At 62.8% G+C, this 26,183-nt stretch carries 24 protein-coding genes and 1 pseudogene; 12 read left to right on the top strand and 13 right to left on the bottom strand.

Features of this window, described 5'->3' with window-relative positions; genetic code table 11:
* Positions 1-67 precede the first annotated feature (67 nt).
* Genes EOB59_RS09750 through EOB59_RS09740 form a run of 3 tightly spaced genes read left to right on the top strand, consistent with a single transcriptional unit; the run spans position 68 to position 3,535 of the window.
* Positions 68-1,006 carry an ABC transporter permease gene (locus EOB59_RS09750; RefSeq protein WP_128288249.1) on the top strand — a complete coding sequence of 313 codons (939 nt, stop codon included), beginning with the start codon at positions 68-70 and terminating at the stop codon, positions 1,004-1,006.
* Positions 1,003-1,854 carry an ABC transporter permease gene (locus EOB59_RS09745; RefSeq protein ID WP_236383514.1) on the top strand — a complete coding sequence of 284 codons (852 nt, stop codon included), beginning with the start codon at positions 1,003-1,005 and terminating at the stop codon, positions 1,852-1,854. The genes EOB59_RS09750 and EOB59_RS09745 overlap by 4 nt, the downstream gene beginning before the upstream one ends.
* 1 nt (position 1,855) lies before the next feature.
* A complete protein-coding gene (locus tag EOB59_RS09740) occupies positions 1,856-3,535 on the top strand; it encodes an ABC transporter ATP-binding protein (protein WP_128288248.1) in 1,680 nt (559 codons plus the stop codon).
* Between the two features lie 15 nt (positions 3,536-3,550).
* On the opposite strand, the pseudogene EOB59_RS09735 reads toward EOB59_RS09740, so the two are convergent.
* Positions 3,551-3,775 (bottom strand): annotated as a pseudogene (locus EOB59_RS09735) (SDR family oxidoreductase); the annotation flags it as partial.
* 13 nt (positions 3,776-3,788) lie between these two features.
* The gene (locus EOB59_RS09730) at positions 3,789-4,322 is read right to left on the bottom strand and encodes a TetR/AcrR family transcriptional regulator (RefSeq protein ID WP_127809097.1); all 534 of its coding nucleotides are present in this window, start codon (positions 4,320-4,322) and stop codon (positions 3,789-3,791) included.
* Between the two features lie 145 nt (positions 4,323-4,467).
* Here EOB59_RS09730 and EOB59_RS09725 point away from each other — a divergent pair, with 145 nt between their 5' ends.
* Together EOB59_RS09725 and EOB59_RS09720 are read left to right on the top strand one after the other, a co-directional pair.
* Complete coding sequence (locus EOB59_RS09725) at positions 4,468-5,796, top strand: efflux RND transporter periplasmic adaptor subunit (RefSeq protein WP_128288247.1); 1,329 nt, start codon at positions 4,468-4,470, stop codon at positions 5,794-5,796.
* Positions 5,793-8,876, top strand: a complete 3,084-nt coding sequence (locus EOB59_RS09720; protein ID WP_127395725.1) for an efflux RND transporter permease subunit — start codon at positions 5,793-5,795, stop codon at positions 8,874-8,876. The genes EOB59_RS09725 and EOB59_RS09720 overlap by 4 nt, the downstream gene beginning before the upstream one ends.
* A 247-nt stretch (positions 8,877-9,123) precedes the next feature.
* Here the strand turns inward: EOB59_RS09720 and EOB59_RS09715 are convergent, their stop codons facing one another.
* A complete protein-coding gene (locus EOB59_RS09715) occupies positions 9,124-9,585 on the bottom strand; it encodes a L,D-transpeptidase (protein ID WP_023811018.1) in 462 nt (153 codons plus the stop codon).
* Positions 9,586-9,940: 355 nt separating this feature from the next.
* Here EOB59_RS09715 and EOB59_RS09710 point away from each other — a divergent pair, with 355 nt between their 5' ends.
* Together EOB59_RS09710 and EOB59_RS09705 are read left to right on the top strand one after the other, a co-directional pair.
* Positions 9,941-10,273 carry a hypothetical protein gene (locus EOB59_RS09710; RefSeq protein ID WP_128288246.1) on the top strand — a complete coding sequence of 111 codons (333 nt, stop codon included), beginning with the start codon at positions 9,941-9,943 and terminating at the stop codon, positions 10,271-10,273.
* A 54-nt stretch (positions 10,274-10,327) separates the two neighbouring features.
* Entirely contained in the window at positions 10,328-10,495 is a 168-nt protein-coding gene (locus tag EOB59_RS09705; protein ID WP_128288245.1) for a hypothetical protein, read from the top strand.
* Between the two features lie 72 nt (positions 10,496-10,567).
* Here EOB59_RS09705 and EOB59_RS09700 read toward each other — a convergent pair whose 3' ends face one another.
* Positions 10,568-11,269, bottom strand: a complete 702-nt coding sequence (locus EOB59_RS09700; RefSeq protein WP_127295240.1) for a response regulator transcription factor — start codon at positions 11,267-11,269, stop codon at positions 10,568-10,570.
* Positions 11,270-11,315: 46 nt separating this feature from the next.
* Between EOB59_RS09700 and EOB59_RS09695 the strand changes: the two genes are divergently transcribed.
* Positions 11,316-12,089, top strand: a complete 774-nt coding sequence (locus EOB59_RS09695; protein ID WP_174800345.1) for a response regulator transcription factor — start codon at positions 11,316-11,318, stop codon at positions 12,087-12,089.
* Between the two features lie 84 nt (positions 12,090-12,173).
* Complete coding sequence (locus EOB59_RS09690) at positions 12,174-14,261, top strand: ATP-binding protein (protein WP_164873775.1); 2,088 nt, start codon at positions 12,174-12,176, stop codon at positions 14,259-14,261.
* Between the two features lie 112 nt (positions 14,262-14,373).
* Here EOB59_RS09690 and EOB59_RS09685 read toward each other — a convergent pair whose 3' ends face one another.
* From EOB59_RS09685 to EOB59_RS09660, 6 genes are all read right to left on the bottom strand, one after another.
* On the bottom strand, positions 14,374-14,784 hold the full coding sequence (locus tag EOB59_RS09685) for a hypothetical protein (RefSeq protein ID WP_127271289.1): 411 nt from the start codon (positions 14,782-14,784) through the stop codon (positions 14,374-14,376).
* Positions 14,785-14,994: 210 nt separating this feature from the next.
* Positions 14,995-16,305 carry a flavin monoamine oxidase family protein gene (locus EOB59_RS09680; RefSeq protein ID WP_127809096.1) on the bottom strand — a complete coding sequence of 437 codons (1,311 nt, stop codon included), beginning with the start codon at positions 16,303-16,305 and terminating at the stop codon, positions 14,995-14,997.
* Between the two features lie 98 nt (positions 16,306-16,403).
* Positions 16,404-17,462 (bottom strand): dipeptidase, encoded by a 1,059-nt coding sequence (locus tag EOB59_RS09675; RefSeq protein WP_127268955.1) that lies wholly within the window; start codon positions 17,460-17,462, stop codon positions 16,404-16,406.
* Positions 17,463-17,606: 144 nt separating this feature from the next.
* Complete coding sequence (locus tag EOB59_RS09670; protein ID WP_127397679.1) at positions 17,607-17,906, bottom strand: GNAT family N-acetyltransferase; 300 nt, start codon at positions 17,904-17,906, stop codon at positions 17,607-17,609.
* Positions 17,907-17,908: 2 nt separating this feature from the next.
* A complete protein-coding gene (locus EOB59_RS09665) occupies positions 17,909-18,529 on the bottom strand; it encodes an alpha/beta hydrolase (RefSeq protein ID WP_128288244.1) in 621 nt (206 codons plus the stop codon).
* A 4-nt stretch (positions 18,530-18,533) separates the two neighbouring features.
* Positions 18,534-19,466: a VOC family protein gene (locus tag EOB59_RS09660; RefSeq protein ID WP_127397680.1), complete on the bottom strand. Its 933-nt coding sequence runs from the start codon at positions 19,464-19,466 to the stop codon at positions 18,534-18,536.
* Between the two features lie 226 nt (positions 19,467-19,692).
* Here EOB59_RS09660 and EOB59_RS09655 point away from each other — a divergent pair, with 226 nt between their 5' ends.
* Positions 19,693-21,261, top strand: coding sequence for an alkaline phosphatase family protein (locus EOB59_RS09655; protein WP_128288243.1), 1,569 nt, complete (start codon positions 19,693-19,695; stop codon positions 21,259-21,261).
* Between the two features lie 48 nt (positions 21,262-21,309).
* On the opposite strand, the gene EOB59_RS09650 is transcribed toward EOB59_RS09655, so the two are convergent.
* Entirely contained in the window at positions 21,310-22,620 is a 1,311-nt protein-coding gene (locus EOB59_RS09650) for a PRC-barrel domain-containing protein (RefSeq protein ID WP_128288242.1), read from the bottom strand.
* A 252-nt stretch (positions 22,621-22,872) separates the two neighbouring features.
* Between EOB59_RS09650 and EOB59_RS09645 the strand changes: the two genes are divergently transcribed.
* Positions 22,873-23,793, top strand: a complete 921-nt coding sequence (locus tag EOB59_RS09645; protein ID WP_128288241.1) for a diacylglycerol kinase family protein — start codon at positions 22,873-22,875, stop codon at positions 23,791-23,793.
* Between the two features lie 29 nt (positions 23,794-23,822).
* Here EOB59_RS09645 and EOB59_RS09640 read toward each other — a convergent pair whose 3' ends face one another.
* On the bottom strand, positions 23,823-24,023 hold the full coding sequence (locus EOB59_RS09640) for a hypothetical protein (protein ID WP_127330379.1): 201 nt from the start codon (positions 24,021-24,023) through the stop codon (positions 23,823-23,825).
* A 149-nt stretch (positions 24,024-24,172) separates the two neighbouring features.
* On the opposite strand from EOB59_RS09640, the gene EOB59_RS09635 reads away from it, so the two are divergent.
* Complete coding sequence (locus tag EOB59_RS09635; protein WP_128288240.1) at positions 24,173-25,705, top strand: HWE histidine kinase domain-containing protein; 1,533 nt, start codon at positions 24,173-24,175, stop codon at positions 25,703-25,705.
* A gap of 15 nt (positions 25,706-25,720) precedes the next feature.
* On the opposite strand, the gene EOB59_RS09630 is transcribed toward EOB59_RS09635, so the two are convergent.
* Positions 25,721-26,179 carry a hypothetical protein gene (locus EOB59_RS09630; RefSeq protein WP_128288239.1) on the bottom strand — a complete coding sequence of 153 codons (459 nt, stop codon included), beginning with the start codon at positions 26,177-26,179 and terminating at the stop codon, positions 25,721-25,723.
* Positions 26,180-26,183 lie beyond the last annotated feature (4 nt).

Raw genomic sequence — 26,183 nt, 5'->3', positions numbered from 1 at the left:
CAGGATGCGAGACGGGGACGAGACCTTCGTCCCCGTCTCGCATCGATTTGACACCAGGATCCCGACCATGAATCGATTCTCCTTCGTGCTCAGGCGGCCGATACAGTTGATCCCCGTGCTGCTGGGTATCAGTGTGATCACCTTCCTGCTGCTGCAAATGACACCCGGCGATCCGGTTCGCCTCATGCTTGGCCCCAAGGCCAGTCAGGAGGCGATCGAATTCGTGCGGGCGCGATACGGTCTCGATCAGCCCATCCCCGTGCAGTATTTCTATTACGTGCTGAATTGCCTGCGCGGCGATTTCGGTCAGTCGATCGCCTTCCGGGGTCCCGTCAGCGGCGTCATCGCGGCACGGATCGTGCCAACGGTTTTCTTGATCCTCTATGGCCTCGTGATCTCGCTGCTGTTGACATTCGCGCTCGCGGTCACCGCTGCCCGGCAGCGCGGACGGTGGATCGATCACCTCATCCGTCTCGTCTGCGTCGCGGGCGTCGGCGTGCCGTCCTACTTTGTCGGCCTGCTGCTGATCATGGGCTTCTGCCTGCGGCTGAAGATCTTTCCCGTATCCGGTTACGGGCCGACCTTTTTCAACAATCTGTGGCATCTGTTCCTGCCGGCCCTGACGATCGGCATCGGGGTGACGCCAATCCTCGCGCGCAATCTGCGCGCGACCTTCATTCAGCAGATGGACAAGGATTACGCGATCGCCTGCCGCTCCAGGGGCCTGCCGGAAAGCTACATCTTTTCCCGGCATGTGTTCTGGAATTCCCTGTTGCCGACAGTCAACCTGCTGGGCGTCGTGGTCGCCTTCCTGATCGGCGGAACGGTCGTTGTCGAAAATGTCTTCAACATTCCAGGGCTCGGCAACCTGCTCATCCGCGGCGTTCTCACGCACGACCAGTTCGTCGTCCAGGCAGTGGCCCTGCTGCTTGCCGTAGGTGTCGTCATTTCGAATTTTGCCGTCGATGTCTTGACCGCCATTCTCGACCCAAGGGTGGAATTATGAGCGATGTGATGCAGGGCAGCGGCTCCTTGGCCATGGCGCGTATCCGGACGATGCCGGCAACCTTGATCATTGGCGGCGCCATCACCTTGGCCTGGATCGTCGTGGCCATTTTGGCGCCAGTGCTGACCAGTTTCGACCCGATCAAGGTCGATGTGATGCAGGCGTTGAAACCACCTGGCGCCGAGCATTGGTTTGGCACCGACGCCATCGGCCGCGATGTCCTGGCGCGAACACTGTTTGCCGCACGCTACGATCTCGCCATGGCCTTCTTTGGCGTCGTTGGTCCGATCATCCTGGGGACCATCATCGGCCTTATCGCCGGCTATCTGGGTGGCCGGATCGATGCGGCGCTGATGCGCATCCTCGAGGTCACCGTATCATTTCCCTATTTCGTCCTCGTGATCGCCATCGTGGCCGTGCTGGGGCCTGGCCTCAAGAGCTACTTCATCTCGCTCACCTTGGTGAACTGGGTCAGCTATGCGCGACTTGTGCGGAGCCAGGCGCTGGTGCTGCGCGGCGTCGATTTCGTGCTGGCGGCACGTGGCATGGGTTTTGGGCATTTGCGCATCATGCTGTTCCACATCCTGCCGAATGCCATCGTCCCATCGATCGTCTTCGTCATGACCGATGCCGTGCTGGCCATCGTACTCGGATCATCATTGGGTTTTCTCGGCCTCGGCGTACAACCGCCAACGCCCGAATGGGGCGCCATGATCGCGGACGGGCAGACCTACCTGACGACCGCATGGTGGATTGCGATCTTCCCAGGCATCGCCATCTGCCTTCTGGCACTGGGCCTCTCGTTGACCGCAGATGGTCTCGCCCGCCTCCTGAACACGGAATCCTGAGATGAGCGACCTCGTCAGCGTCGAGAACCTCACCATCGACTTCGCCACCAATTTTGGCGACGTCCACGCCCTGCGCGGCGTCAGCTTTTCACTAAAAGCAGGAGAGGTCCTTGGGATCGTCGGTGAATCCGGATCGGGCAAGACGGTGGCCTGCAGAGCCATCCTCAAGCTGATTGCCGGCAACGCACTGGTGAAGTCGGGCCGGATCATGTTCGAGGGCAGCGATGTCCTCGCCATGAAGGATGCCGATCTGGGCCAGCTGCGTGGCGGGCAAGCGGCGATGATCTTCCAGAACCCGTCGACGCATCTTGATCCGATCATGACGGTCGGGCGTCAGGTGGGAGAAGCGATGGTGGTCCATCAAGGCGTATCCTGGCGGCAGGCCAATGCGCGGGCGGTCGGACTGCTCGAAGACATGCACATCAAGGACGCGCCAAGGCGCGCGGGCGCCTATCCTCACGAGCTATCCGGTGGCATGCGTCAGCGGGTGATGATTGCGGCGGCCCTTGCCTGCGAACCGAAACTGCTGATTGCCGACGAGCCCACGACGGCACTTGATGTTACGGTGCAAGCTCAGATACTCGACCTGCTCCGCGGCATCCGGCGTGAACGCAAGCTGTCGGTCATTCTGGTCTCTCACGACCTTGGCGTGATCGCGGAAATGTGCGACCGCGTCGTCGTCATGAAGGACGGCGCGGTGCTGGAAATCGGCTCGGTCGATCAAATCCTGCGTGACCCCGCCCATGAATACACGAAGCGCCTGATCGCTTCCCAACCCTCGCTGATGAAGCCGACCACGCATGCCTGCCCCGTGGCGACGGAACCGCATCTCCTGGTGAAGAACCTGTGCGTGAGCTTCTACCCAGGGCAGAGCCTTGCAGCCTGGGCGACACGCAAGCCGCCGCAGATCGTGCGCGCGGTCGACAATGTTTCGCTGGCATTGCGGCGCGGTGGGGCACTGGGGATCGTCGGCGAGTCCGGTTCCGGCAAGAGCACCATAGCCCGGGCCATTGCAGGCCTGGTGCAGCCGGAACAAGGAGAGATCGAGGTGGACGGCCAATCGCTCGATCGCGCGCTAAGGCAGCGCCGACCGGAGCAGGTTCGCAAACTGCAGATGGTGTTCCAGGACCCGTTCATGTCCCTCAACCCGGCGTTTACGGTTGCGCGAACTCTGGCCGAACCGCTGCGGCAACAGAACATCTGCCCGGAAAGAGACATCCCGGAGCGGATCCGCGAGCTGATGGAAAAAGTGGAATTGCCACGCCAGTTGCTGGACCGACGCACCACGCAGCTTTCCGGCGGCCAGCGGCAGCGCGTCGGCATCGCCAGAGCCCTGGCGCTGGAACCTGAGATATTGATCGCCGATGAAGTCACCTCCGCTCTGGACGTCACCATCCAGGCCCAGGTGCTCGGCCTCTTTGCGCGGCTGCGCCGCGAATTGTCGCTGACGCTGATCCTGATTTCCCATGATCTGGGCGTGGTGCGTTATCTCTGCGAGCACGTTGCGGTCATGCAGCACGGCAAGCTGGTTGAGTATGGCAATACGGAAGATGTCCTGGATCGTCCGCAGCAGGCCTATACGCGAGAGTTGATCGCCGCTATCCCGAAACTCTCGCGTCGAACGAGCAGCGGAATCCAACCAGGAGACACCCCGCTATTGGCCGCCGGAAGCAAATGCTGAGCCTTCGGGGCCGGGCTACTGTGCCGTCCAGCCGCCGTCCATCGGCAAGGTCGTGCCGGTGATCTGCCTGGCCGCGTCCGAACACAGGAACAGCGTCAACGCAGCAAGCTCGTCGACGGTGACGAATTCCTTGGTCGGCTGGGCTGCGAGCAGCACATCGTGCTTGACCTGTTCCTCGGTCATGCCGCGCGCCTTCATGGTGTCGGGAATCTGCCTTTCGACCAGCGGGGTCCAGACATAGGGTGGGCGACGCCTATTTGGCGATCTCGAGCAGGGACGATACCAGAAGCTCTCGCTCGTCTTTCGACAGAACATCCGAATCGAAGAGGTTCATGCTGCGCAATCCCTCGATGGCGAGATAGCAGATCAACAGCGATTTGAGATCCGGCGTCTCACCTTTCAGCCGCTCGAAAAGCTGCCTCTTGAAGGTCTTTATCGGCATCATGAAATCGGGATCCTCGGCGATGGCCGAGAAAATCCAGGACGCCGACGGCTGCTTTTCCTCGCAATCATTGGCTGACAGCCTGATGTAGACAGCCAGGGGATTTTCGTCCTTGGCATTTGTGCGGGCGGCTTCCAGTGCGTGCTCGAACTCACGCAGATAGCCTTCGACCAAACCTTGCATCAATTTGGCCTTGGTCGGGAAATTGTAGAGGAGCCCTCCCTTCGACACGCCGGCACGGCTGGCTACGGCATCCAGCGACAGGCTGCCTGGTCCGGATTCCCGGGCAACATCAGCCGCCGCGGCGAGAATCTTCTCGCGCGAATTCGGTCTTTGGGCTCTCATGGGGCCTCCCGTCGCAAGCTTAGGCCCAATTGACAAGACCGTCCAGACGGTACAGGAAGACCGCCATTATTTGAAATCGGGACCCGCAGTCGATATGTGTCCCGATATCCGCGCTTCGCGCCGGATTTCGACTGAGGGGACTTCCTTGTTCAAGCGCATACTCCGTATCTTTATCATTGTTCTGGTTCTGGCTCTGCTCGTCGTTGTGGTCGGCGGCATCGTCGGCTTCAACTTCCTGCGCGACAACGGCATCAAGCAGTACTTCGCATCGATGAAGCCGCCGGCGGCAACCGTTTCGACGACCATCGCCAAGCCTTCGGCCTGGACGCCAGGCGTCGAGGCGATCGGTACGGTCAGGGCTGTGCGTGGTGTCGACCTGACGGTCGAGACCACCGGGATCGTCAAGGACATCCTTTTCCATGCCAACCAGAAGGTGGCCGACAATGCGGTTCTGCTGCAGCTCGATGACGCCGTCGAGCGCGCCGATCTCGACGCACAGAAAGCGCAGGCCGCGCTCGACCAGACCTCGCTGGCCCGCGCCATTGAACTGACCAGGCGTGGCGTCGGCTCCGACTCGACGCTGGACACGGCGCGTGCGGCGGCCTCGGCCTCGGCATCTCAGGTCACCAAGCTGCAGGCCGTACTCGAACAGAAGCAGCTGACGGCGCCTTTCGGCGGCACGGTGGGCATTCCGAAAATCGATATCGGCCAGTATCTGGCGCCCGGCACCGCCGTGGTGACATTGCAGGACCTCGACACGATGCGGGTCGATTTCTCGGTTCCCGAACAGCAACTCGCCTTGCTCAAGATCGGCCAGACGATTCGATTGGGCCTTGGCGGTGAGGACAGGCCATTCGCAGGCGCCATTCGCGGCATCGACCCGAAGATCGACTCGTCCAGCCGGCTGGTGAACATCCGGGCGGAAGTCGCCAATCCCGATGGCAAGCTGACCCCCGGCCAGTTCGTGCAGGTGCGTGTCGAGCTGCCCGAAGAGCAGAACGTGCTGACCCTGCCGCAGACGGCGCTGACGACAAGCCTCTATGGCGACTACATCTTCGTGGTGCAGCCGGCCAAGCCTGCCGAGGCGGCCCCAGCCAAGCCAGAGGAAAAACCCGCCGCGCCGTCAGCCGACAAATCGGCGGAAGCCAAGCCTGCGGACACCAAGCCGGCCGATGCCATGAAGCCGGCGGCTGATGCAGCCAAGCCTGCCGCCGATGCGGCAAAACCAACCGACAAGGCTGCCGATCCGGCCAAGCCGGCGGCGGAAGGTGACAAGCCCGCGCTCGTGCTGTCGCAGGTGTTCGTCAAGCCCGGCCGCCGCAATCAAGGCATGGTCGAGATCGTCGAGGGGCTGAAGGCCGGCGACGAGGTCGTCACCGCCGGCCAGAACCGCCTCTACAACGGCATGTCCGTCGTTGTGGACAACACCATCGACCCGACCAAATCGGCGAACAAGCAGGCCGAACAGCAATGAGCTTTTCAGATCTCTTCATTCGCCGGCCTGTTCTTTCGACGGTCCTTGCCTGCATGATCCTGCTCCTGGGTTTCCAGGGCATCTTCAACCTGTCGATCCGGCAGTATCCGAAGGTCGATGAAACCGCGATCACCATCACGACGGCCTATCCAGGCGCCAGCGCCGATCTGATCCAGGGCTTCATTTCCGCCCCGATTGCCCGCGCCGTCGCCTCGACCGAAAACATCGACTACGTCACCTCGTCCAGCCGCCCGTCCTCCAGCACCGTGACCGTGCAGATGAAGCTCGGCTCGAACCCCGACGTCGCGCTGACCGAAGTCCTGTCCAAGGTCCAGGGCGTGCGCGGCACCTTGCCGGACGCATCGAAGGACCCTGTCATCGTCAAGGGCACCGGCCAGCAGTTCGCGATGATGTACATCTCGATGCAGAACCCGAACATGACGAAGGAGCAGCTGACCGAGTATATCGAGCGCGTCATCAGGCCGCGCATGTCGACGGTCGAAGGCGTCGCCGACGTGCAGATCTTCGGCGCCCAGGAATACTCGATGCGCGTCTGGATCGATCCGGTCAAGCTTGCCGCGCGCGGCGTGACGGCCTCCGAACTGCTAACGGCGATCAACAATTCCAACTTCCTGTCGGCGCCCGGCAACACCCAGAACGAGTATGTCGTTTCCTCGATCACCGTGCGCTCGACATTGCAGACGCCGGAGGCATTCGCCGAGCTGCCGCTGCGCTCGACTGACGGCAATGTGGTGCGGTTGCGCGACGTGGCTCGCGTCGAACTCGCCGCCGAGAACACCGACACCCGGGTCTCGTTCAACGGCAAGCCCGGCACCTTCCTCGCCATCTTCCCGACGCCGGCGGCCAATCCGCTGACCACGGCGGCTGCGCTCACCAAGCTGGTGCCGCAGATTCAGGAGACGCTGCCGAAAGGCATGACGATCGAGGTCGTCTACGACGCGACCGGGCAGATCAGCGCTTCGATCGAAGAGGTGTTCAAGACCATCGCCGAGGCGGTTGCCATCGTCATCGTCGTCATCCTTCTGTTCCTTGGCTCCTTCCGGTCGGTGATGATGCCGATCATCACCATCCCGTTGTCGCTGATCGGCGTCTGTTTCCTTTTGTTTGCGGTGGGCTATTCGATCAACCTGCTGTCGCTGCTGGCCATGGTGCTGGCGATCGGCCTGGTCGTCGACGACGCCATCGTGGTGGTGGAGAACATCCATCGCCATATGGAAGAAGACCACATGTCGCCGATGCAGGCCGCGTTCAGCGGTATGCGCGAAATATCGTCGGCCATCATTGCCATGACCATGACACTGGCCGCCGTGTTCGCGCCGCTGGCCTTCACCGGGGGCCTGACCGGCGCATTGTTCCGTGAATTCGCAGTCACGCTCGCCGGCTCAGTGGTGCTGTCGGGCGTCATCGCCATCACCATCACCCCGATGATGTCGGCACGCCTCCTGAAGTCCGGCACGCCGGGCCGTTTCCAGCGCATTGTCGACGGCGCCTTCGCGCGCGTCGAGCATGTCTATGAACGCGCCGTCACCGGGTCGCTCAATTATCGCCCATTGACGCTGATCATCGTGCTTGCGCTTGTCGGCGTCACCGGCTTCATGTTCACCAAGACCTCGAGCGAACTGGCGCCGGAAGAGGACCAGGGCTTTCTGCTCTCGATTGTGACAGGGCCGCGTTATGCGACCTCCGATTACACCGAGACATATGTCAACCAGATCCTCGGCCTGGTGAAGGATATTCCCGAAACACGGGCGCAGTTCTCGGCCGTCGCCTTCGGCGGCACGACAAACAGCGCCTTCGTCGGCTATGCCTTCAAGGATTGGGCGGAACGCAAGCGCAATTCGAAGGAACTGCAGGCCGACATCACGGCCCGTATCGCCAAAGTGGCTGGCGTCGAGGCCTTCGTCTTCGCGCCGCCGACGCTGCCCGGCTCTGGTGGCGGCCTGCCCATTTCCATGGTGGTGCGATCGACCGGCGCTTCCTCGGAAGTGTACGAGGTGGCCGAGCAGATCAAGAACAAGGCGCAAGCCTCCGGCCGCTTCATCGTCGTGCAGAATTCGATGGCCTATGACGCACCAGAGGTGACGGTGACCATCGACCGTGATCGCGCCGCGGCGTTGAACCTGCCGATCGCAGATATCGGCCGCACGCTGACCTTGCTGGTCGGCGGCGCCGAAGTGGCGCAGTTCGACCGTGACTCCAACAGCTACGACATCATCCCGCAGGTGCCGCAGGAGTTTCGCGACAACCCCGATAAGCTCGGCGAATACTTCGTGCGCAGCGTGACGGGCGAGATGGTGCCGCTCTCGGCGGTGGTCAAGATTTCGAACAATGCGGCGCCGGCGGCAATCGAGCAGTTCAACCAACTGAATTCGTCGACGATTTCGGCGCTTCCGTTGCCCGGCGTCACGACTGGCGACGGGCTGAAGGCGCTGGAGGACATCGCCCAGGAGAGCCTGCCCGACACCTTCTTCATCGACTATTCCGGTCAATCGCGACAGGAAAAGGAACAGGGCAACACCATCCTGATCGCTTTCGCGGCCGCCGTTGTCGTCATCTATCTGGTGCTGGCGGCGCAGTTTGAAAGCTTCCGCGACCCGCTGATCATCATGATGGCGGTGCCGCTGTCGATCTTCGGCGCGATCGTGCCGCTCAATCTCGGCCTCGGCACGCTCAACATCTACACGCAGGTCGGCCTGATCACACTGATCGGTCTGATCACCAAGCACGGCATCCTGCTGGTCGAGTTCGCCAACCAGCAGCGTGAAAAGCATGGCATGCGGCGGCGCGACGCGATCATCGCCTCGGCCAAGGTGCGCCTGCGGCCGATCCTGATGACGACAGCGGCGATGGCCCTCGGGGTGGTGCCGCTGATTACGTCCAGCGGCGCTGGTGCCGCGGCCCGCTATTCGATGGGCCTGGTCATCTTCACCGGCATCCTGGTCGGAACCCTGTTCACGCTCTTCGTTGTGCCCATGTTCTACACCTTCATCGCCAGCAAGGACCTGCCTCATTTGGCGGAGAAGCCGGATCCCAAGCTGATGCCGGCACTGCCGAGCTAAGGCGGTCGAGGAATTCCCGCTCGGAAATGGGCAGGACAAATAGATGGAAGCAAAAGAAAAGAGGCCGGGAATTTCCGGCCTCTTTTCTTTTTGGCTGGGCTCGATACCCCGGTTCGAGCTTTGCTCGATACCGCCGGTTTGCGCTGTACTCAATACCCTGGTTCGAGCTGTGCTCGATACCGCAGCGTTTTCCGGCGGGAGCCTTGAACACGGCGCGGCAGCATGCTGACGCGCCGGTCACAGCCTGCTACTTGACGATGACGATGCTGGTGTTGGTCGCCCCGAAGGTTTCGACGAGCTGGTAGAAATCGGCGGCGTTGTCGGGGTGCAGCCGCACGCAGCCATGCGAAGCCGGCTGGCCGAGGCGCTTGATCGCATAGGTCGCGTGCACCGCATAGCCGCCGCTGAAGAAGACCGAGTGCGGCATCGGGGCGTTGTCGTATTTCTTCGAATACCACATTTCATGCATGCGGGTCGGCTTGAACGAGCCGGTCGGCGTCACATGGGCCCGGTCGCCGGTGGAGACTTTCCAGGCGAAGGTCGGCCGGCCGTCGACGGAGACTTCCATGATCTGCTGCGAAAGCGAAACGCGCGCCACGATCTTGTTGGCGGCGTGCGCCGCACCCGAGCCGGCGCCGAGCAGCAGTGCTGCACCAGTCAAGGCAGCGGCGGTGATGTTGATAAGCTTGGCGGAAATGGCGGTATGCATGATGAAGTCCCCTCTCTCTGCCGGTTGGTCCGGCTCCAATTCGATGGCCGCTTATCCCAACGTCATGTTTCGAGAAGATTTCGCAAAATGCTCGCTTCTGTTTCGAATCTGTTTCCACTGGTTAACAAACGGCCCTCTTATAGATGGGGGTTGGACACGCTCGGCAGGCCCCGCCAGCAAAGACCAGCGGCGGGAACATGAGTATCCGCCTCCAAACGAAAGTGCGAATTGGCATCATGTGAAAGAACAGTCGTCGACATCGAAACCAACCTGCAACAAAGCGCGGCTCCAAGCGGCATGATCCGGATACGGGGTGCGAGCAAAGTTGACGCAACGAAAACAGCCGGAAACGAACATGGGAACGAAATCGAACGCGCTGTCCTGGCTTCTCAGGATCAGCATCGCGGCAACGGTCATCGGCGGCGTTGGCACGGTTGCCGGCATCCCGCTGACAAGCCTCGGCGCGATGACATCAGGCGAGATTTCGACGCTGCATGCCGCACTGTTTTTCGCCACGGTCTGGATTGTTTCCAGCCTGCGCATCGCCCGGCTAAAGGCCCTCTGGCGGGTCGGCCTTAGGCTGACGGGTTTGCGCGGCGCCTCCGGCAACTTGCTGCCGAGAGGACCGAAGGCCCGCGCCGCGACGGGGGGCTCCGTGGGCGGCGCGGGCACTTCGGGGGTATCCTGAAGAGACCCGCAACAGGTTCATTTTTGAAGAATTGGCATTTGGGGAACTGCGACGATGAAAACGAAACTTGCCGCTTCGGTGCTGTCCGCACTGCTTTACGCCCAGGGCCTGCTCGGCTTTGCCGGCCTTGCCACCGTGCTGCTCAGGGACCGCGCCCATGCAAGCGAACTCACCATGGGCAGTGACATGCCGGTGGGGCCATCGCTTCTGCTGGTACGCTGAGCGTCAAGAGCATCGGGCCCAGAGATGGAAAATCCGATGCCCGAAAAAAGGGATTGCGCCAGTAGCCGGCAGTCAGTCGGCGAACTGTCGCGGCGGATCGAACCGATAGCCGGCGCCACGTATTGTGGTGATGGTGTCGGTGTCGAGCTTGCGGCGCAGCCGCACGATGCGCGAATCGATCGAGCGATCGAAGGCGTCGGCGTTTTCGGCCGGTGCCGCGGCGATGATGTCGTCACGCGTCAGCACCTTGCGCGGACTGGCCAGGAACAACCTGAGCAGCGCCACCTGGCCGGGCGAAAGCTGTTCCTCGGAGCCGGAACGATGCATGACCATGGCCGATCTCAGATCGACGGTCGCGTTCTCCAGCACGATGAGTTCCTGGGTGCCCCTGCCGCGGCGCGAAAGCAGGCCGCCGACACGAGCGGCCAGTTCACGGACATTGAGCGGGCTCTCGACGACGTCGGCCGCACCAAGCTCCAGCGCCAGCACCTTGTCGACAAGATCGGCCGGCCGGCAGATCAGGATGAAATCCGGCCCGCCCTCGCCGCCTCCTGCTTGGCCGCCATAACGTCTGAGCAGATCCCGCCCCTCCGCCTGGCTGAGGCTGTCGCCGACGACGACGACGTCGATGCCCTTTCCCGACAGCAGCGATTCGGCCTCCCAGGGCTGGCGCGCCTGATGCACGTCGTGGCCGCGCCGCTCGAGATGGTCGGCGAGTTCGGTCGCCACCACTTCGGCTACCGAAACGAGCGCAATAACGGATCGTGCGGCCATCTTTTCCAACCGTTCCCTGGCAACCCGGATATGAGTGCTGGACATGATGTTTATACCCAATCTACTTTCCACTGAAAGTGGGAGCGAAAGCATCGTGCGGGCAAGAATTGTCATCGTCGAGGATGAGCCCGACCTCAGGGACGCGGTCGCCGAATATCTTGGCGCATCCGGCTATGACGTGGCCACCGCTGAAAGTGCCGCCGCGGCGCGCAGCCTCGTTGAAACGCAATCGTTTCATCTCGCCATTCTCGACATCGCCATGCCCGGCGAGGACGGCCTCTCGCTCGGCCGCTGGCTGCGTTCGAAACTGCCGATCGGCATCATCTATGCCACTGCGGCCGGCACCGCGCTCGACCGCATCGTCGGGCTGGAACTCGGTGCCGACGACTACATCGTCAAGCCCTACGAATTGCGCGAAGTGCTGGCCAGGGTCCGCAGCGTGTTGCGCCGCGTTCCCCAGCCGAAGGAGCTCCAGGACAAGAAGGCCGGGACGGATCGCCGTTCCGTTGCCTTCGGGCCCTTTCAGGCCGATCTCGACGGCAGGCTGGTCACCGGTGCCAATGGCGCGGTGATCGACATGGCCAAGAGTGAGTTCGACGTGCTGGAGATTTTCCTCACCCGCGCCAACCGGCTGCTGACACGCGCCGCTATCTCCGAGGCGATCGGTTTCACCGAAGATCCGGAATCGTCGCGCGCGGTCGACATCCGCATCATGCGGCTGCGCAAAAAGATCGAGGCCGATCCCGCCAATCCGAAATTCCTGCGCACGGTGCGCGGCGAGGGCTATATCTTCTCGCTGCCGACCGGCGACGGCAACTGAGCACCGGGCCAGAAGGATTCGGTTGCTCGCCAGCCGGAATTGGCACGACTCCGAATTGGCGCGACTCCGGAATGACAGCACAAGATGATCGCTGAAGCAGCAAGCACCGATATGCAAGGGTTCAGGCAGGGCGCGGCCATGGCGGCCGTGCGTGTCGTTCGCCGGCTGCGCGAGGCAGGCGACTGGCAGCGCGAGATGGACGGCATACTGGAAACGCTCTGCCGGGCCATGGATTGCCAGCGCGGCATCCTGTTTCGCTTGCGCGAACTGCCCGGCCAGGGCTTCGCTCAATCCGTGGCCGCCTATTGGATCGACCCTCTTTTCGGCGGTGAACTGGCGTCGCCGACCGTCATCATGCAATCGATCGTCAATTCGGACCCCCTGCTGGAGCGGCTTGCCGAGGACGAGAGGCAAGGCAAGATCTTCGCCGGCCATACGCGCGACCTCGAAGGTTTCCTGAGGACCGATTTCGAGAAGCAGAACATCAAGTCGTTCCTCTCGGTCTCGGTCTTCGCGCATGGCCATCTCTGGGGCACGCTGGCGGTCAATGACTGCGTCAGCGAGCGTGCATGGACCGACGAGGAAGAGGCGACGCTGCACATCATCGCGCTCGCTATCGGCGACGCTATCGAGCGCTCGCCCTCCGACGCCCACGCCAGCGAGGTCATTCGCCGGACTATGCTGCAGGCCTCGCTCGATGCCATCGTCGTCATCGACGAGACCGGCTCGATCATCGAATTCAATCCGGCCGCCGAGAAGATGTTCGGCTTCCAGCGCAGCGACATTCTCGGCAAGGATCTGCTCGATACGATCGTGCCGATCTATTACCGCAAGGGCTATGCTTCGGGGGCCGAATACATGTCCGGCCGCGGCGCGCCGATGGTCGGCCAAAGGCTCGAGACGGTGACCCAGAATGCCGCCGGCGAAGTGTTCCCGATCGAGCTGACGGCGACCGAGATGCGGGTCGCCGACCGCCGCCTGATCTTCGGCTCCATCCGCGACCTGCGCGACAAATTGCGTGCGGAGGAGGAAATCGGCCGGCAGCGCGAGAAGCTGCACCAGAACGAGAAGATGGCGGCGATGGGTTCGTTGCTGGCCGGCGTATCGCACGAGCTCAACAATCCCCTGGCAGTGGTTGTGGCGCAATCGACGCTGCTGCACGAATTCGCTTCCGATCCGCAGACCAAGGTGCGCGCCGAGAAGGTGCGCGCCGCGGCCGAGCGCTGCGGCCGCATCGTCAAGAGCTTCCTGTCGATGGTCCGCCTCCATCCCGCGGCACAGGCCGAGACCGACCTCAACCAGGTGATCCGGTCGGCACTCGAAGTGACCGCCTATGGCGCGCGCTCAAGCGGCATCGTCATCGACACCGATTTCGCCGCCGGCCCGCTGCTGGCCATGGCAGACGCCGACCATGTGACGCAGGTAGCGGCCAACTTCCTCATCAACAGCCAGCACGCCTTGGCTGGCATTGCCGGTGACCGGCTGATCAAGGTGCGGACGTTCCGCAGCGACCGCGGTCACCCCTGCTTCTCGGTCGAGGACAATGGGCCCGGCGTGCCGGAAGCGATCCGCGGCCGCATCTTCGAATCCTATTTCACCACCAAGCCGGTCGGCGTCGGCACCGGCATCGGCCTGTCGATCTCGAAATCGATCATCGAGCGGCACAATGGCAATGTCTGGTTCGAGGAAGTGCTCCCGAGAGGCGCGCGTTTCGTCGTCCAGCTGCCGGCCATCGTGGCCGGCCTCGCCACCGCCGGCGATAACCAGCCGCGATCAAGCGGCCTGCGCCATGCCTTGATCATCGATGACGAGCCGGATGTCGCCGGCTCGCTTTCCGACATTCTCGAACTGATGGGCATCAAGTCGCGGATCGTTCCTGTCTGGGAATCGGCCGCCGCCACGTTGAGCGGCCACATGCCGCCGGACATCGTCTTTTCGGACCTGCGCATGCCCGGCGTCAGCGGCATATCGATCTATCGCGAGCTGCTCGCCGAAAAGCCTGACCTGGCGCGGCGTTTCGTGCTGGTTACAGGCGACCTGATCGGTGCGAAAGCCGAAATCGAGGCCCTGCCGGCACAGCAGCGGCCGCAGATCCTGGAAAAGCCGTTCAGCACGCTGGATGTGCGCAGTGTGCTGTCCGCCATTGCCGAACAGGCGGCCTTTAAAGGATAAAAAAGAGGCCCCCGGGGGCGGGGGCCGAAGAAGAGCGCGCTGGAGGGAGCGCTCGGGGAGTCCAGAGCATGATCCCAAAACGGGAACGGTTTCGGATCAGGCTTCGACAAAATCAGAAAATATTCGGCGTGTCGGCCAACGGTGCGGCAGTGGCGATCATGCGGATGGCGCGGCTCTTGTGTGTTCCGGACTGTTCGGCGATTGCGCGCAGGCAGTCGATACTCTCGGCACCCCAGGTCTGGCCCTTGCAGGCGAAGTCGGTCACCGGTACCGGCAGACGCGCGGTCCTGGTCGTCGTCTGCGCGCCGTCGATGAGATTGGACGGCGGATTCAACGAAGCGAAGGCCGGCCCGATTGTCGGCGTGAACGCCATGCCGACGAAGGCGCAAGCAGCCAGCACCATGAACATCGCCATGGGGTGGTCGCTGGCCCGCTGGCGCAGCGCCAGTTTCGGACGGCGGTCATTGCGCTCTGGAGCCTGAAGGCGGCTCTCGCCGCGGATCGTCTGGATTTTCGCATGCATTGCCTTCCCCTTCGCTGAGTTTCTTTTGGCGGTGAAATGAACTTATCCGCACTTTGTAACGACGATGGGGTGGCGAAGGACTGGCACTGTAACCAATTCGAAACAGCATTCGGGCGAAGTCGGGCAAAATCGGGCATAGCTTCGACGGCGCTCCGGCTTGAGGCGCAACATGACCCGATCTTGCCAAACAGTTTTTCGAAAAGACCAGGCTCAGACCGAAGCTTGAAGCTCGGCAATGATCTTGTGCGCGGCGATACGCCCGGCAATGATGGCGCCCTCGACATACCCCGGAAACGACGGCGAGAGTTCTGAACAGGCGAGATACACCGGCGGTGCGCCGGCAAGGATCGTCCGCTCGGCATCTCTTGCTGTCACGTCGACAACAAGATCGCTGTACGCGCCGCCGCTCCAGCGATCTCCTACCCAGTCACGCAAACTGAAATCGATGACATCACCGGCACTCCGGCCAAGGGCTGCCTCCAACCGGCCGGTCACCTCCGCACGCAGTTCCGGCTCGCCGAGGTCGCGCCAGCGCAGCGCGAGCGACCCGCCGACGAACACGACGAGCGCGGCATGCTCCGCATCCTTGCCGGCGTCGCAGGCAAACAGCCCCGGCGGATCGAGCCACATCACCATGCCGTTCAAATCCCGCCCGCGCCAAAACGGTTTGGCATAGCGCACCAGGATCTTGATAGCCGCGCCGCTTTTCCAGGCGCCGAGCGCCCGCCCCAGTCGGGCTGGCAAGGCGGGAGCAAAGGCGAGCTCCGTAACCGTCGCCGGCGGGACGGCAACCAGGACCGCGCGCGCCTCGATGGCACCCCCGGCCGAAACGACAAGAACACCTTGTGAACTGTGCTCGATGCGCGTGACCGGCTCGCTCAGCCGCAACCGATCGCCAAGGTCGCGGGCCAGATCGTCGGCCAGTGAATGCATTGTTTCGCGCACGAAATATTGCAGCTCCGGCACCTCGTTGGTGACGCGTCGGTCATTGTCGATCAGATACCAGAGAGGAATCTGGTCCAGCGCCATGCACCAGAGACCTTCGATCATCGAACGGAAGACGGCCCTGGCGTCGGCCGAATCGCGCTGGCGGGCAAGCCAGTCGGCAACGGTCAGTCCGGCAATCGAGACGTCGTCCGGATCGATCCCGTTCATGCGCTCGCGGATTGCCATTGCCGCGTCATAGATCCGCTCTGCTCGTTGTACGGACATCGTCGGCTGGGTGATGAAATCGCCATCGACATAGGTTTCAACCAGCGTCTTGCCGCGCGCCTCGATCAGCGCCATCAATTCCGGCATGTCCTCGCACAGGAACTGGCCGCCACTATCGATCCGTTCGCCAAGTCCGTTCAGTCGGGACTCGACGCGTCCGCCGACCCGGTCGCGTGCTTCGAGCAGAATGAAATCGATGTCGGCCTTCTTCATCTCGAGCGCCGCCGACAGGCCTGTGAAACCCGCACCGACGATGACGACATCGGTTCGCTCGAATTCGCCGCCCTCATCCGTGAAGGTCTTCAGCATTGCCGGCTATCCACCCAATCGCATCCGGCTTCCACCGACGAAGTATGTCCTTGTCGACATATGCCGGCGGGCCGCACACGCCATGCCGCAGGCTGTCTCTAACCTATCGTTTTCTCGAGCATATTGAGCCAGTTGCGATAGGCGATTTTTTCGATCAGTGCGCGGCCGAAACCGCGTGCCGCCAATGCATCGATCAGCTTCGGCAGGCCGGCGACATCCCCGATGACGGCCGGGATCATGGCGCCGTCGAAATCGGAGCCAAGACCAACGCCGTCCTCACCCAGCGCCTGCAGCAGCGAATCGATATGCCGCACCATGATGTCGAGGCTTGTGTCGGCATTCATGCGACCATCCTCGCGCAGGAAGCCGGTTGCGAAGTTCAGCCCGACCATGCCGCCGGTTTCGCGAATCGCGCCGAGCTGCCAGTCGGTCAAGTTGCGCGAATGGCCGCATATCGCGTGCACGTTGGAATGGGTCGCGACCAGCGGCGCATCGCTGAGCGCCGCGACATCGCGAAAGCCCTTCTCGTTGAGATGCGAGAGGTCGATCATGATCTTCAGCTGGTTGCAGGCCTTGACCAGCGCCTTGCCGGCATCGGTGAGGCCGGGGCCGGTGTCGGGCGAGGACGGGAAGCGGAACGGCACGCCGTGGCCGAAGGCGTTCGGCCGGCTCCAGACGATGCCGAGCGAGCGCAGGCCGGCTTCATGCAGCACGTCGAGCATGGTGAGCTCGGGATCGATCGCCTCGACCCCTTCGATGTGGAACACCGCGGCGATCGAGCCTTGCGCCATGGCACCGCGCACATCGCCGGCGCTGCGGCAGACGGTGAGCGCTCCGGCCCGTTCCAGCCTGAACAGGATCGAGGCCATCGCGATGGTCGAGGTCAGCGCCTCATTGCGCGGAACCTCGGGCGGCAGCGGCTCGGCGGCACTCGGCGCCAGGGGCACGGCGCCGCGCCTGGATTTCTCGACAGGCGGCGGAAAGATGGCGAACATGCCGCCGGCGAAGCCGCCGGCTTTGGCACGCGGCAGGTCGATATGGCCGCCCGATTTCCCCTCTATGAACAGCTTTTCGACATCCGTGTCTTTCGACTGGTAGAGTCTGAGCAACGTATCGTTGTGGCCGTCGAAGACGGGAACGAGATCGGTTTCGGTCATAGGGGGATCATTCGGTTCGTTTGTCGGCAAGGGGCTGAGATATATCATATCGACTTAGGCAGGATGCGCTACCCGCACAAATGCCAAAGTCATCCCCGTGGGGATCGCAGCCGCTTTCCGCACCGTTTCCAAGCGACGAAACCCCTATTGCTTCAGCACGTCGGCCCATTCCAGATGGCGGCGAAACTGGGCGTTGGCGAACGGGCAGAGCGGGATGATCTTCTTACCCGCCGCACGCGCATCCTCGACGGCGCGGGTGACGAGGCGAAGCCCGGCACCCTGGCCGCGAAAGACGTCCGGCACCTCGGTGTGGTCGATGATGATCTGGTGCTCACCGATCTTGGTGAAGGTCATCTCGGCCTCGGCGCCATCGGGTCCACGCAGGACATAGCGGCCCTTGGAACCGCGATCCTCAAGTTCGATCTCAGGCAGTTGGTCAGGCATCGCTATGCTCCTTGGGCAGCATCGACAAAGAACCGCCGTGCCGCCTCGATCTCGTTTGGCCGCACCTCGTGCCCGCCATCGTGCCATTCCACTGTGACATCGGCGCCGTCGGCACGCAAATATGCCTCGAGCCGCGTGGTCAGGTTCGGCGGGCAGATCGGGTCGCGCTTGCCGGCGGTCATCAGAATATGGCGGCCGGCGAGACTGCCCTTCACCTGCGGCTCGAACGGGATCAGCGGATGCATCAACACCGACGCGCCGAACAGCGCTGGAACCGCGAACACCACCGAGGCCAGGACATTCGCGCCGTTGGAATAGCCGAGACCCAGCACGGCCGATGGCTTCGCTGCTTCGACATGGGCTTTGACGAAGCCCGCCATCCTGATCGTCGCCCGTGCCAGATCCTCCATGTCGTAGACGCCCTCGCCGGTGCGGCGAAAGAAGCGCGCGGCACCTTGTTCGGACACATCGCCGCGCGGCGAGATGATGGTTGCCTGGGGCGCGAGATCGCGCCCCAGCGACAGAAGCTGGTTCTCATCGCCTCCAGTGCCATGGAAGACGAACAGCAGCGGACCGCCCGGCGAACCGGGCAGCAGCTTGTGGATGTAAGCGTCCTTGCTCATGACCTCAGCCTTCCAGTCTCTGCAGATGCTGTTCCAGATACGGCCGCAGGTGCTGGTGCTGCGACGGCAGCTTCAGCGCCTCGCCCAGATGAGCGGTATCCTCGTCGCGATCGAAACCCGGCTCGTTGGTGGCGACTTCGAACAGCACGCCACCCGGTGTGCGGAAATAGATCGCCCAGAAGTAGTCGCGATCGATTACTGGCGTCACCCCATAGCCGGTGTCCATCAACGCCTTGCGCACCTCAAGCTGCCTGGCGCGGTTCTCGACCGCGAAGGCGACGTGATGGACAGAGCCGGCGCCGAGATCGGCGAAGGCCGTGCTCGGCAGCGATTCGATGTCGATGACATCGGCGCCATTGCCGTTCTTCACCGCCAGCCGCTTGAGATTGCCGGACTTGTCGACTTCCTCATAGCCCATGAACTTCAGCAGCTCCTCAGTGGCGCCGCCATCCTTCAGCCTGAGCGATACCGAATGGAAACCGCGGATCGCCTGGTCGACCGGAACACCGCCTTTCGCCCAGGGCGCTCTGCCGTCACCCTTGCCCTCGACCAGCGCGAAGCCGTCACCATCCGGTCCGGCAAAAGCCAGGCGCTTCTCGCCGAAGGTCTCTTCGCGCGAGAGGCCAGTGACGCCCTCATCGGCAAAACGGCTTTCCCAATAGCCAAGCGTGCCTTCCGGCACCGAGTAGACGGTGGTTCCGACTTCCCCGACCCCATGCCGGCCCTTGCCTATATCGGGGAAAGGGAAATAGGTCATCACCGAACCCGGCGTGCCGGTCTCGTCACCGTAATAGAGGTGGTAGACGTCGGGCGCGTCGAAATTGACGGTCTTCTTGACCCGGCGCTGGCCGAGTTTCCTGGTGAAGAATTCGTTGTTCTGGCGGGCATCCCTGGCCATCGACGTGACGTGATGCAGGCCCTTGATCTGGTCGAGCATTGTCTTGCTCCTTCCTTGGTGCATGTGCGGCCCTCGCCGCTGTCCACGCCAATATGACTACCAGAGCAGTTTAGGCAAAGGCGGCAAACACAGAATGGACTGTGTCGTAAAAGTGAACGATGGAACAAGGTTCGTTCACCAATTGGCCCGCAGAGTCGGGCTTGCGCCGTGGCCGGAATTCGGTTCCATGAAAGGCGTTCGACATCCCGCGACAAAGGTATTGTGAGTGACTGGAAAAGCCAGGCGGCCCAACATTCTCCTGATCACATGCGATCAGTGGCGTGGCGATTGTCTGTCCGCAGCCGGCCATCCGGTCGTGCAGACGCCGAATGCCGACGCTTTGGCCGCGGAGGGTGTGCTGTTCAAGCGGCACTATGGCGGCGCGGCGCCCTGTTCGCCCGCTCGCGCCTGCCTCTACACCGGCCTCTACCAGATGAACAACCGCGTCTGCCGCAACGGCACGCCGCTCGACGCGCGCCACGGCAACATCGCGCTCTCGGCTCGCGCCCTGGGCTATGATCCGACGCTGTTCGGCTACACCGACGTGTCGCTCGATCCGCGCCTGCTGGCGCCGGGCGATCCGCGGCTGCAAAGCTATGAAGGCGTGCTGCCGGGCTTTACGGTGCGCCAGTTGCTGCCCGAGCACCAGAAGCAATGGCTATCCTGGCTGGAGCTGCAAGGTGTCGATGCCAGCGCCGGGTCCCCCGACATCCACCGTCCGCTGGCCGACGGCGTGGCCGGGACCATCAGCAACGCGCCGCCCGTCTACTCCGGGCAACAAACGCCGGCGGCTTTCCTGACCGGCGAATTCACGCGTTGGCTTGGCGAACAGGAGGACGCCACGCCGTGGTTCGCGCATCTTTCCTTCATCAGCCCGCACCCGCCTTTCATTGTGCCGGAGCCCTACAACACGATGTACGATCCGGCTGACGGCCCGGCCTTCCGGCGCGCGGCAAGCTGGCACGAAGAGGCGGAAAACCATCCCTACCTTGCCTATGACCTCGGCCGGCAGAGACAGATAAAATTCCGCCCGGACGCCAGAGGCAAGGTGCACGACTGGAGCGAAGACGATTTTCGCCGCATCCGCGCGATCTATTACGGCATGATTTCCGAGGTCGATGCGCAGCTCGGCCGCGTCTGGCAAGCGATCAAGGCAGCCGGGGCGTGGGACGACACCATCATCGTTCTGACCTCGGACCATGCCGAGATGATGGGCGACCATTTCATGCTGGGCAAGGGCGGCTATTTCGACGGCAGCTACCACATTCCGCTGATCATTCGCGATCCGCGCCACGGCAAGGCGGCCGGCGGCAGTGTCGACAGCTTCACCGAAGCGGTCGACATTTTGCCGACGCTTCTCGACTTGCTCGGCGAAAAGCCCGCGCCGCATCTCGACGGCGCCTCGCTGAAGCCGTTCCTGAGCGGAGAAACCCCTGCGGCCTGGCGCGATGCCGCGCATTGGGAGTTTGACTTCCGCTCGATTGCCGCGGGCGAGGCCGAAAGCCATTTCGGCATCGCCGCACGCCAATGCAACCTCGCCGTTATCCGCACGGAGCATTTCAAGTATGTGCATTTCGGCGGCAACCTGCCGCCGCTGCTGTTCGATCTGGAAAACGATCCGGGCGAGCTGGACAATCTCGCGGCCGACCCCGGCCATCTCACCGTGCGCCTAGAATTCGCCGAACGGCTGCTCGCCTGGCGGGCCGAACATCTCGACCAGTCATTGGCACTGGCCGAATTGACCGAGAACGGCCTCGTCGGCCATGCCGCTGGCCTGCCACCTGGCCACACATAAATAAAGCCCGCACCGTTGCCAGCGCGGGCTTCATTTGGCTGAACAGAATTACCTTACGATCATGCGCTGCTGATCGCGCTGTTCGGCGTAACTGCCTTTGTCATAGGCGGTTTGAGCCTCGAGCTGTTCCTTGGTGAAGGTCGTGTAAAGATATTTGTTGCCGTCCTTGTCGGTCATGAATTTGAGGTTATCCATGCCGACCGCGACCTCCTTCTCGCCGATGCCGAGGAAGCCGCCGACATCGACGATCACCGCGTCGGCCTTCTTGTCAGGCGCAAGCACGACATCGCCGATTTCGCCAACCCTGGCGTCGTTTGCGCCGTAGACGGTCGTGCCCTTCAGGTCATCGGCACGAATCTCGCCGACCGGCATCTCGGTCAACGTCGACTTGTCGATGGCGGCAGTCTGTGTCTGGTCGGGAGCCGAGGCGTCAGGGGTGGTCGCTGCCGGAGCTTCGGCGGTCTTGTCTGCCGGAGCGACAGCAGGAGCCGTCGTGTCGGACGGCACAGCAGCCGGAGCGGTGGCCGCAGGCTCGTTGGAAGCCGTCGTGGCCGGCGCGGGCTGCGCCTGCAGCTCTTCCTTGGTGGTCTGGGCCACCAGCCAGCGGTCGCCATTCTTCTCGGCCCACTGCGCCTTAGAGAAATCATAGGTGACATTCTTGGCGCCGAGGCCAAGGAAACCGCCCACGCCGATAACCAGGGACTCGGCCTTGCCTTCCTTGGTCAGCACGATGTCGTTGACGTCGCCGATATTCTGCGCGTCATCACCGGTTCCGTTATATACGTCTTCACCGATGATGTTGGTGGCAAGGTTACCGTCCGCGCGCTTTACCGGTTCCGCCGGAGCGGCGTTCATGTCGGCCGGCTTTTGTGCCGTATCCGTCGTAGCAGGTGCCGTAGGTGCGGTGGCGTCGGTCGATGCCGCAGGTGCGGGGGCCGGACTGTAGGGCTGGCTGTCGAATTCCGCCTGAGCGGTCAACTCATCCTTGGTCGTCTGGGCTACCAGCCAGCGGTCACCATTCTTTTCGGCCCACTGCAGCTTGCCGTACTCGAAGGCGACGCTCTTGGCACCGACACCCAGAAAACCGCCAACGTCGATGACAACGGATTTCGCCTGCCCATCCTTGTCGAAGACGACGTCGCTGACCTTGCCGATGTTCTCGGCATCATCGCCGGTGCCGTTATAGACGGATTCACCGATGATGTTGGTGACGATGCTGCCCTCTGCGCGGACCGTCGCGGCGCCTGACTCCTGAACGGCTGGGCTCTGTGCCGGCGCCGGGGTCGTCGCACTCTGCGCATAAGCGCCGGTGGCGATCAGTGTTGCGAATGCGGTCGTGGCTAAAAGATTGCGGATCATGATAGTCTCTCCTCGTGCCTGATCTCATGCGCCGCGTCTTCGCGGGAAAGTGGACGCGGCATCTACAGGTTCACAACGTTGTGACCAGTCTGTTGTTCCGACAAAACCGCGCCGTCCGGAAACCGAAATCACAGAAATGATCGAGCCGCCGGGGCAGCCCTCTGTGTCAAGGGAACCTTTCCGTAGCCGCCGCGTTTCAGCCATCGGCTGGGAGTGTCCCGGTCGCTTTTTGGCTGACATGGTGGAGCGGGTATGAAATTCGCAGCGGTGCTGAACCGGGATGGCGGCACTTTGCGCACCACCGACCTCGCCGCCTTCTCCGACAGGATGCATCAGACGCTGGAGACGGCAGGGCACTCGCTCAGCATCGAAATTGTCGCCGGCAAGGACGTGGTGGAAACGCTCGACAGCGCGGCTTCGCGTCGCTCTGTCGACATCGTGCTGGCGGGTGGCGGCGACGGGACCATTTCCGCCGCGGCCGCCCGGCTGATGGGCACGAAGAAGGCGCTTGCCATATTGCCGGCCGGCACCATGAACCTGTTCGCGCGGGGGTTGGGCATTCCGCAGTCACTCGATGGAGCGCTGAAATCCTTCGCCGACGGCGAAATCATCGCGGTCGACGTGGCGACAGCCAATGGCCAACCTTTCATACATCAGTTCTCGATCGGCATGCATGCGAAGATGGTGCAACTGCGCCAGAAGATGGAGTTCGGTTCGCGGTTGGGAAAGATCCGCGCCTCGGCCAAGGCGGCTTGGGCGACGATCAACAATCCACCTGCGATGAATGTGACGCTCAGCATCGGTGATGCCGAAATGGCGGCACGCATCACCGGCATCGGCATCACCAACAATTTGTTCGGCGAAGGCCATTTGCCCTACGCCGACAATCCGGCGGGCGGCGTGCTTGGTGTCTATGTCACGGTGGCGAAGCAGCGCGCCGAACTGGTCAAGTTCTTCTTCAACGTGGCGCGCGGCAAATGGCGCGACAACGAACATGTCGAAATCCACCAGACGAACAGAACGGTGCTGAAAATCCACTCGAGCAGCCGCAAATTTCGCGCGGTCATGGACGGCGAATTGGTCAGGCTTGACCGTGAAACGGTAATCGAAATCCAGCCTGGCGCGCTGAATGTACTGGTGCCGGCGAGCGCGGCCCAATCAAGAGCCGCCTGATGCTATGCGTTGCAACGAACAAACCGGCTTTAACCAGCAGGAGCCTGCTCGGTGGTGCTGGGTGTCGGGACATGCTGTTCATCGCTGGTTGGCGTCTTGATCAACACACCATAAATCTCGGCAATGCCCCACGCCGCAAACACCAGAAGCAATCCGGCGATCAGGATTCGAAATCCATGCCAGCCCCATCGCCCCTGCCGCGCCTTGTTTTCGGGAATGATCTTGGCCATGCTCGATCCTTGTCTCATTCTGCACCAACTGGCGCGCTCGGCAAATCATGGTCGGGTAACGGTTCCTCGCTAGGATGGTTCCGGAAAAGCGCGCTGGCCTTGCACCAGGGCAAGCAGGCGGCGGCGAAGACCGGGACGAGGCAAGTGGGGTGACTGGCAAGACGCAAACAGTGCCCGAGCTGCCGGCCGAAGTTGCGCGCGCAGTCAAGGATGTTGACCGGCTCGCCGTGCTGCACGGGTTGGAGATGCTGGATACGGCGGCCGACCCCGATTTCGACCGCGTCAGCAGCCTTGCCGCGGCGGTGATGCAGGTGCCGATGGCCCTGGTCACACTCGTCGACCTCGAACGGCAGTGGTTCAAATCCTGCTTCGGCCTGGACGAGGCTGAAACCGCGACCGACGTTTCCTTCTGCGCCCATGCGATTGCCGCCGGCGACGAACCGATGGTGGTGGTGGATGCAACGACGGATCCCCGTTTCAAGACCAACCCGCTGGTCACCGGAAAGCACCATGTCCGCTTCTATGCCGGCGCGCCGATGATCGTGGCAGGTGCCCGCATCGGCACGCTGTGCGTGCTCGACCACGAGCCGCATGGTTTTCCATCCCGCGCCGAGCTCGACCAGCTGAAGTCGCTCGCCGGCCTCGCCGCCAGCCTGTTCACCCTCAAGGACGCGACCCGCAGCGGCGCGATCGCCGAGGCCGCACTGGTTCGCGAGGAAAAACGACGTGCCATCGCACTCGATGCGGCGTCGCTCGCCAGTTGGGCATGGGATATCCGCACCGATATCATCGAATGCGACACATTGATGTCGGAGCTGTTCAGCCTGCCGCGCTCCAACCGGCTGCGCGCACGCGACATCCTCACCGCCATCGATCCGCGTGACGTCTACCAGACCGAAACCCGCTTTCGCGACGCCCTGACCGGCAGCGACGACTATTTCGGCGAATACCGGGTGAAGGGCTTTCATCCGCCGCGCTGGCTCGCCACGCGCGGCCGTGTCATCGAGCGTGACGGCGACGGCAAGCCGACCTTGATCTTCGGCGTCAACTACGACATCTCCGAGCGTAAGCTCGGCGACGAACGCCAACGGCTGCTGCTGCGTGAGCTCAACCATCGCGTCAAGAACACTTTGGCGACCGTCCAGGCGCTGGCAACGCAGACCGTGCGCCATGCCCGCCAGCCAAGCGAGTTCCTCGAGGCGTTCGGCGCCAGGCTTCAGGCCTTGGGCATCGCCCACAATCTGTTGTCGGACCGCGAGTGGCGCGGCATCGGCATCAGTGAACTCGTCCAGATCGAGGTCAAACCTTTCGAAACGGCCGAGCAGCCGCGCATGACGATCTCCGGCGACGACCTGCTGCTGTCGCCCGACCAGGCCGTCGGGCTTGGCCTGATCCTGCATGAACTGGCCAGCAACGCGCTGAAGTATGGCTCGCTGTCGGTGCCGTCAGGCAGGGTCGATCTCGGCTGGAGGACGCAAGGCAGGAGGGATGCCCGGCGTCTTGTGCTGACCTGGCGCGAAAGCGGCGGCCCGCAAGTCGCTCCGCCGGATCGGCACGGCTTCGGCTCGATCCTCATTCGCCGCAGCCTAGCCAAGGTCATTTCCAGCGAAGTGACCCATGAATTCCGGCCGGAAGGCGTGTTTGCCGAAATATCGATGCCGCTGGAAGAGTTGTCAAAGTGACCTCTCCCAACAGCTCTATCTCCGTTCGCTCTCATCCGGATCGTCGGATTTCACATTCTCGCGGTAGATGGCGTAGGCCGCGAGCGCCACGGCCGGCCCCAGAATGACGCCGAGACCGCCTTTTCCCTTGAGCAGGCTCGGCAGCACGGCGAGTGCGGCGGTGATGCCGATCGCCTTCATGTCGGCATTGCGGCGCTGCGCCCGGCGCCGGGCGCGTGAGCCTGCGGAGATCCGGTAGATCAGCAGGATAAGTCCGGCAAGCACCAGGAAACCGACGCCGAACCCCAGTGCCGCGGCAAGCTGCCCATAGCGCATCGCCGTCCAGATATAGGCGGCCCCGACAAGAAAGCCGAGACCGCAAAGTGCGGCGGCCATGGCGATCACATAGGCGATTGCCGCCGTGCGCGCCCGGTGTATGGCGGCCACGGTTTCCCCCGAGGCGAGGCCCGAGATCAGGGTTGCCAACATTCCCATCTGG

Source organism: Mesorhizobium sp. M7A.F.Ca.MR.176.00.0.0 (assembly GCF_004023165.1).
Classification (GTDB): domain Bacteria; phylum Pseudomonadota; class Alphaproteobacteria; order Rhizobiales; family Rhizobiaceae; genus Mesorhizobium.
This window is presented reverse-complemented; position numbering and strand designations above follow the sequence as displayed.

What these genes read in the sequence shown, in the direction of transcription:
- EOB59_RS09665 (WP_128288244.1), bottom strand. Translation starts at nt 18,529, where the DNA reads ATGAGCAAGGACGCTTACATCCACAAGCTGCTGCCCGGTTCGCCGGGC.
- EOB59_RS09680 (WP_127809096.1), bottom strand. Translation starts at nt 16,305, where the DNA reads ATGCTGAAGACCTTCACGGATGAGGGCGGCGAATTCGAGCGAACCGAT.
- EOB59_RS09750 (WP_128288249.1), top strand. Translation starts at nt 68, where the DNA reads ATGAATCGATTCTCCTTCGTGCTCAGGCGGCCGATACAGTTGATCCCC.
- EOB59_RS09705 (WP_128288245.1), top strand. Translation starts at nt 10,328, where the DNA reads ATGAAAACGAAACTTGCCGCTTCGGTGCTGTCCGCACTGCTTTACGCC.
- EOB59_RS09695 (WP_174800345.1), top strand. Translation starts at nt 11,316, where the DNA reads ATGTTTATACCCAATCTACTTTCCACTGAAAGTGGGAGCGAAAGCATC.
- EOB59_RS09690 (WP_164873775.1), top strand. Translation starts at nt 12,174, where the DNA reads ATGATCGCTGAAGCAGCAAGCACCGATATGCAAGGGTTCAGGCAGGGC.
- EOB59_RS09630 (WP_128288239.1), bottom strand. Translation starts at nt 26,179, where the DNA reads ATGGGAATGTTGGCAACCCTGATCTCGGGCCTCGCCTCGGGGGAAACC.
- EOB59_RS09650 (WP_128288242.1), bottom strand. Translation starts at nt 22,620, where the DNA reads ATGATCCGCAATCTTTTAGCCACGACCGCATTCGCAACACTGATCGCC.
- EOB59_RS09675 (WP_127268955.1), bottom strand. Translation starts at nt 17,462, where the DNA reads ATGACCGAAACCGATCTCGTTCCCGTCTTCGACGGCCACAACGATACG.
- EOB59_RS09700 (WP_127295240.1), bottom strand. Translation starts at nt 11,269, where the DNA reads ATGGCCGCACGATCCGTTATTGCGCTCGTTTCGGTAGCCGAAGTGGTG.
- EOB59_RS09715 (WP_023811018.1), bottom strand. Translation starts at nt 9,585, where the DNA reads ATGCATACCGCCATTTCCGCCAAGCTTATCAACATCACCGCCGCTGCC.
- EOB59_RS09645 (WP_128288241.1), top strand. Translation starts at nt 22,873, where the DNA reads ATGAAATTCGCAGCGGTGCTGAACCGGGATGGCGGCACTTTGCGCACC.
- EOB59_RS09670 (WP_127397679.1), bottom strand. Translation starts at nt 17,906, where the DNA reads ATGCCTGACCAACTGCCTGAGATCGAACTTGAGGATCGCGGTTCCAAG.
- EOB59_RS09745 (WP_236383514.1), top strand. Translation starts at nt 1,003, where the DNA reads ATGAGCGATGTGATGCAGGGCAGCGGCTCCTTGGCCATGGCGCGTATC.
- EOB59_RS09720 (WP_127395725.1), top strand. Translation starts at nt 5,793, where the DNA reads ATGAGCTTTTCAGATCTCTTCATTCGCCGGCCTGTTCTTTCGACGGTC.
- EOB59_RS09730 (WP_127809097.1), bottom strand. Translation starts at nt 4,322, where the DNA reads ATGAGAGCCCAAAGACCGAATTCGCGCGAGAAGATTCTCGCCGCGGCG.
- EOB59_RS09660 (WP_127397680.1), bottom strand. Translation starts at nt 19,466, where the DNA reads ATGCTCGACCAGATCAAGGGCCTGCATCACGTCACGTCGATGGCCAGG.
- EOB59_RS09640 (WP_127330379.1), bottom strand. Translation starts at nt 24,023, where the DNA reads ATGGCCAAGATCATTCCCGAAAACAAGGCGCGGCAGGGGCGATGGGGC.
- EOB59_RS09740 (WP_128288248.1), top strand. Translation starts at nt 1,856, where the DNA reads ATGAGCGACCTCGTCAGCGTCGAGAACCTCACCATCGACTTCGCCACC.
- EOB59_RS09685 (WP_127271289.1), bottom strand. Translation starts at nt 14,784, where the DNA reads ATGCATGCGAAAATCCAGACGATCCGCGGCGAGAGCCGCCTTCAGGCT.
- EOB59_RS09710 (WP_128288246.1), top strand. Translation starts at nt 9,941, where the DNA reads ATGGGAACGAAATCGAACGCGCTGTCCTGGCTTCTCAGGATCAGCATC.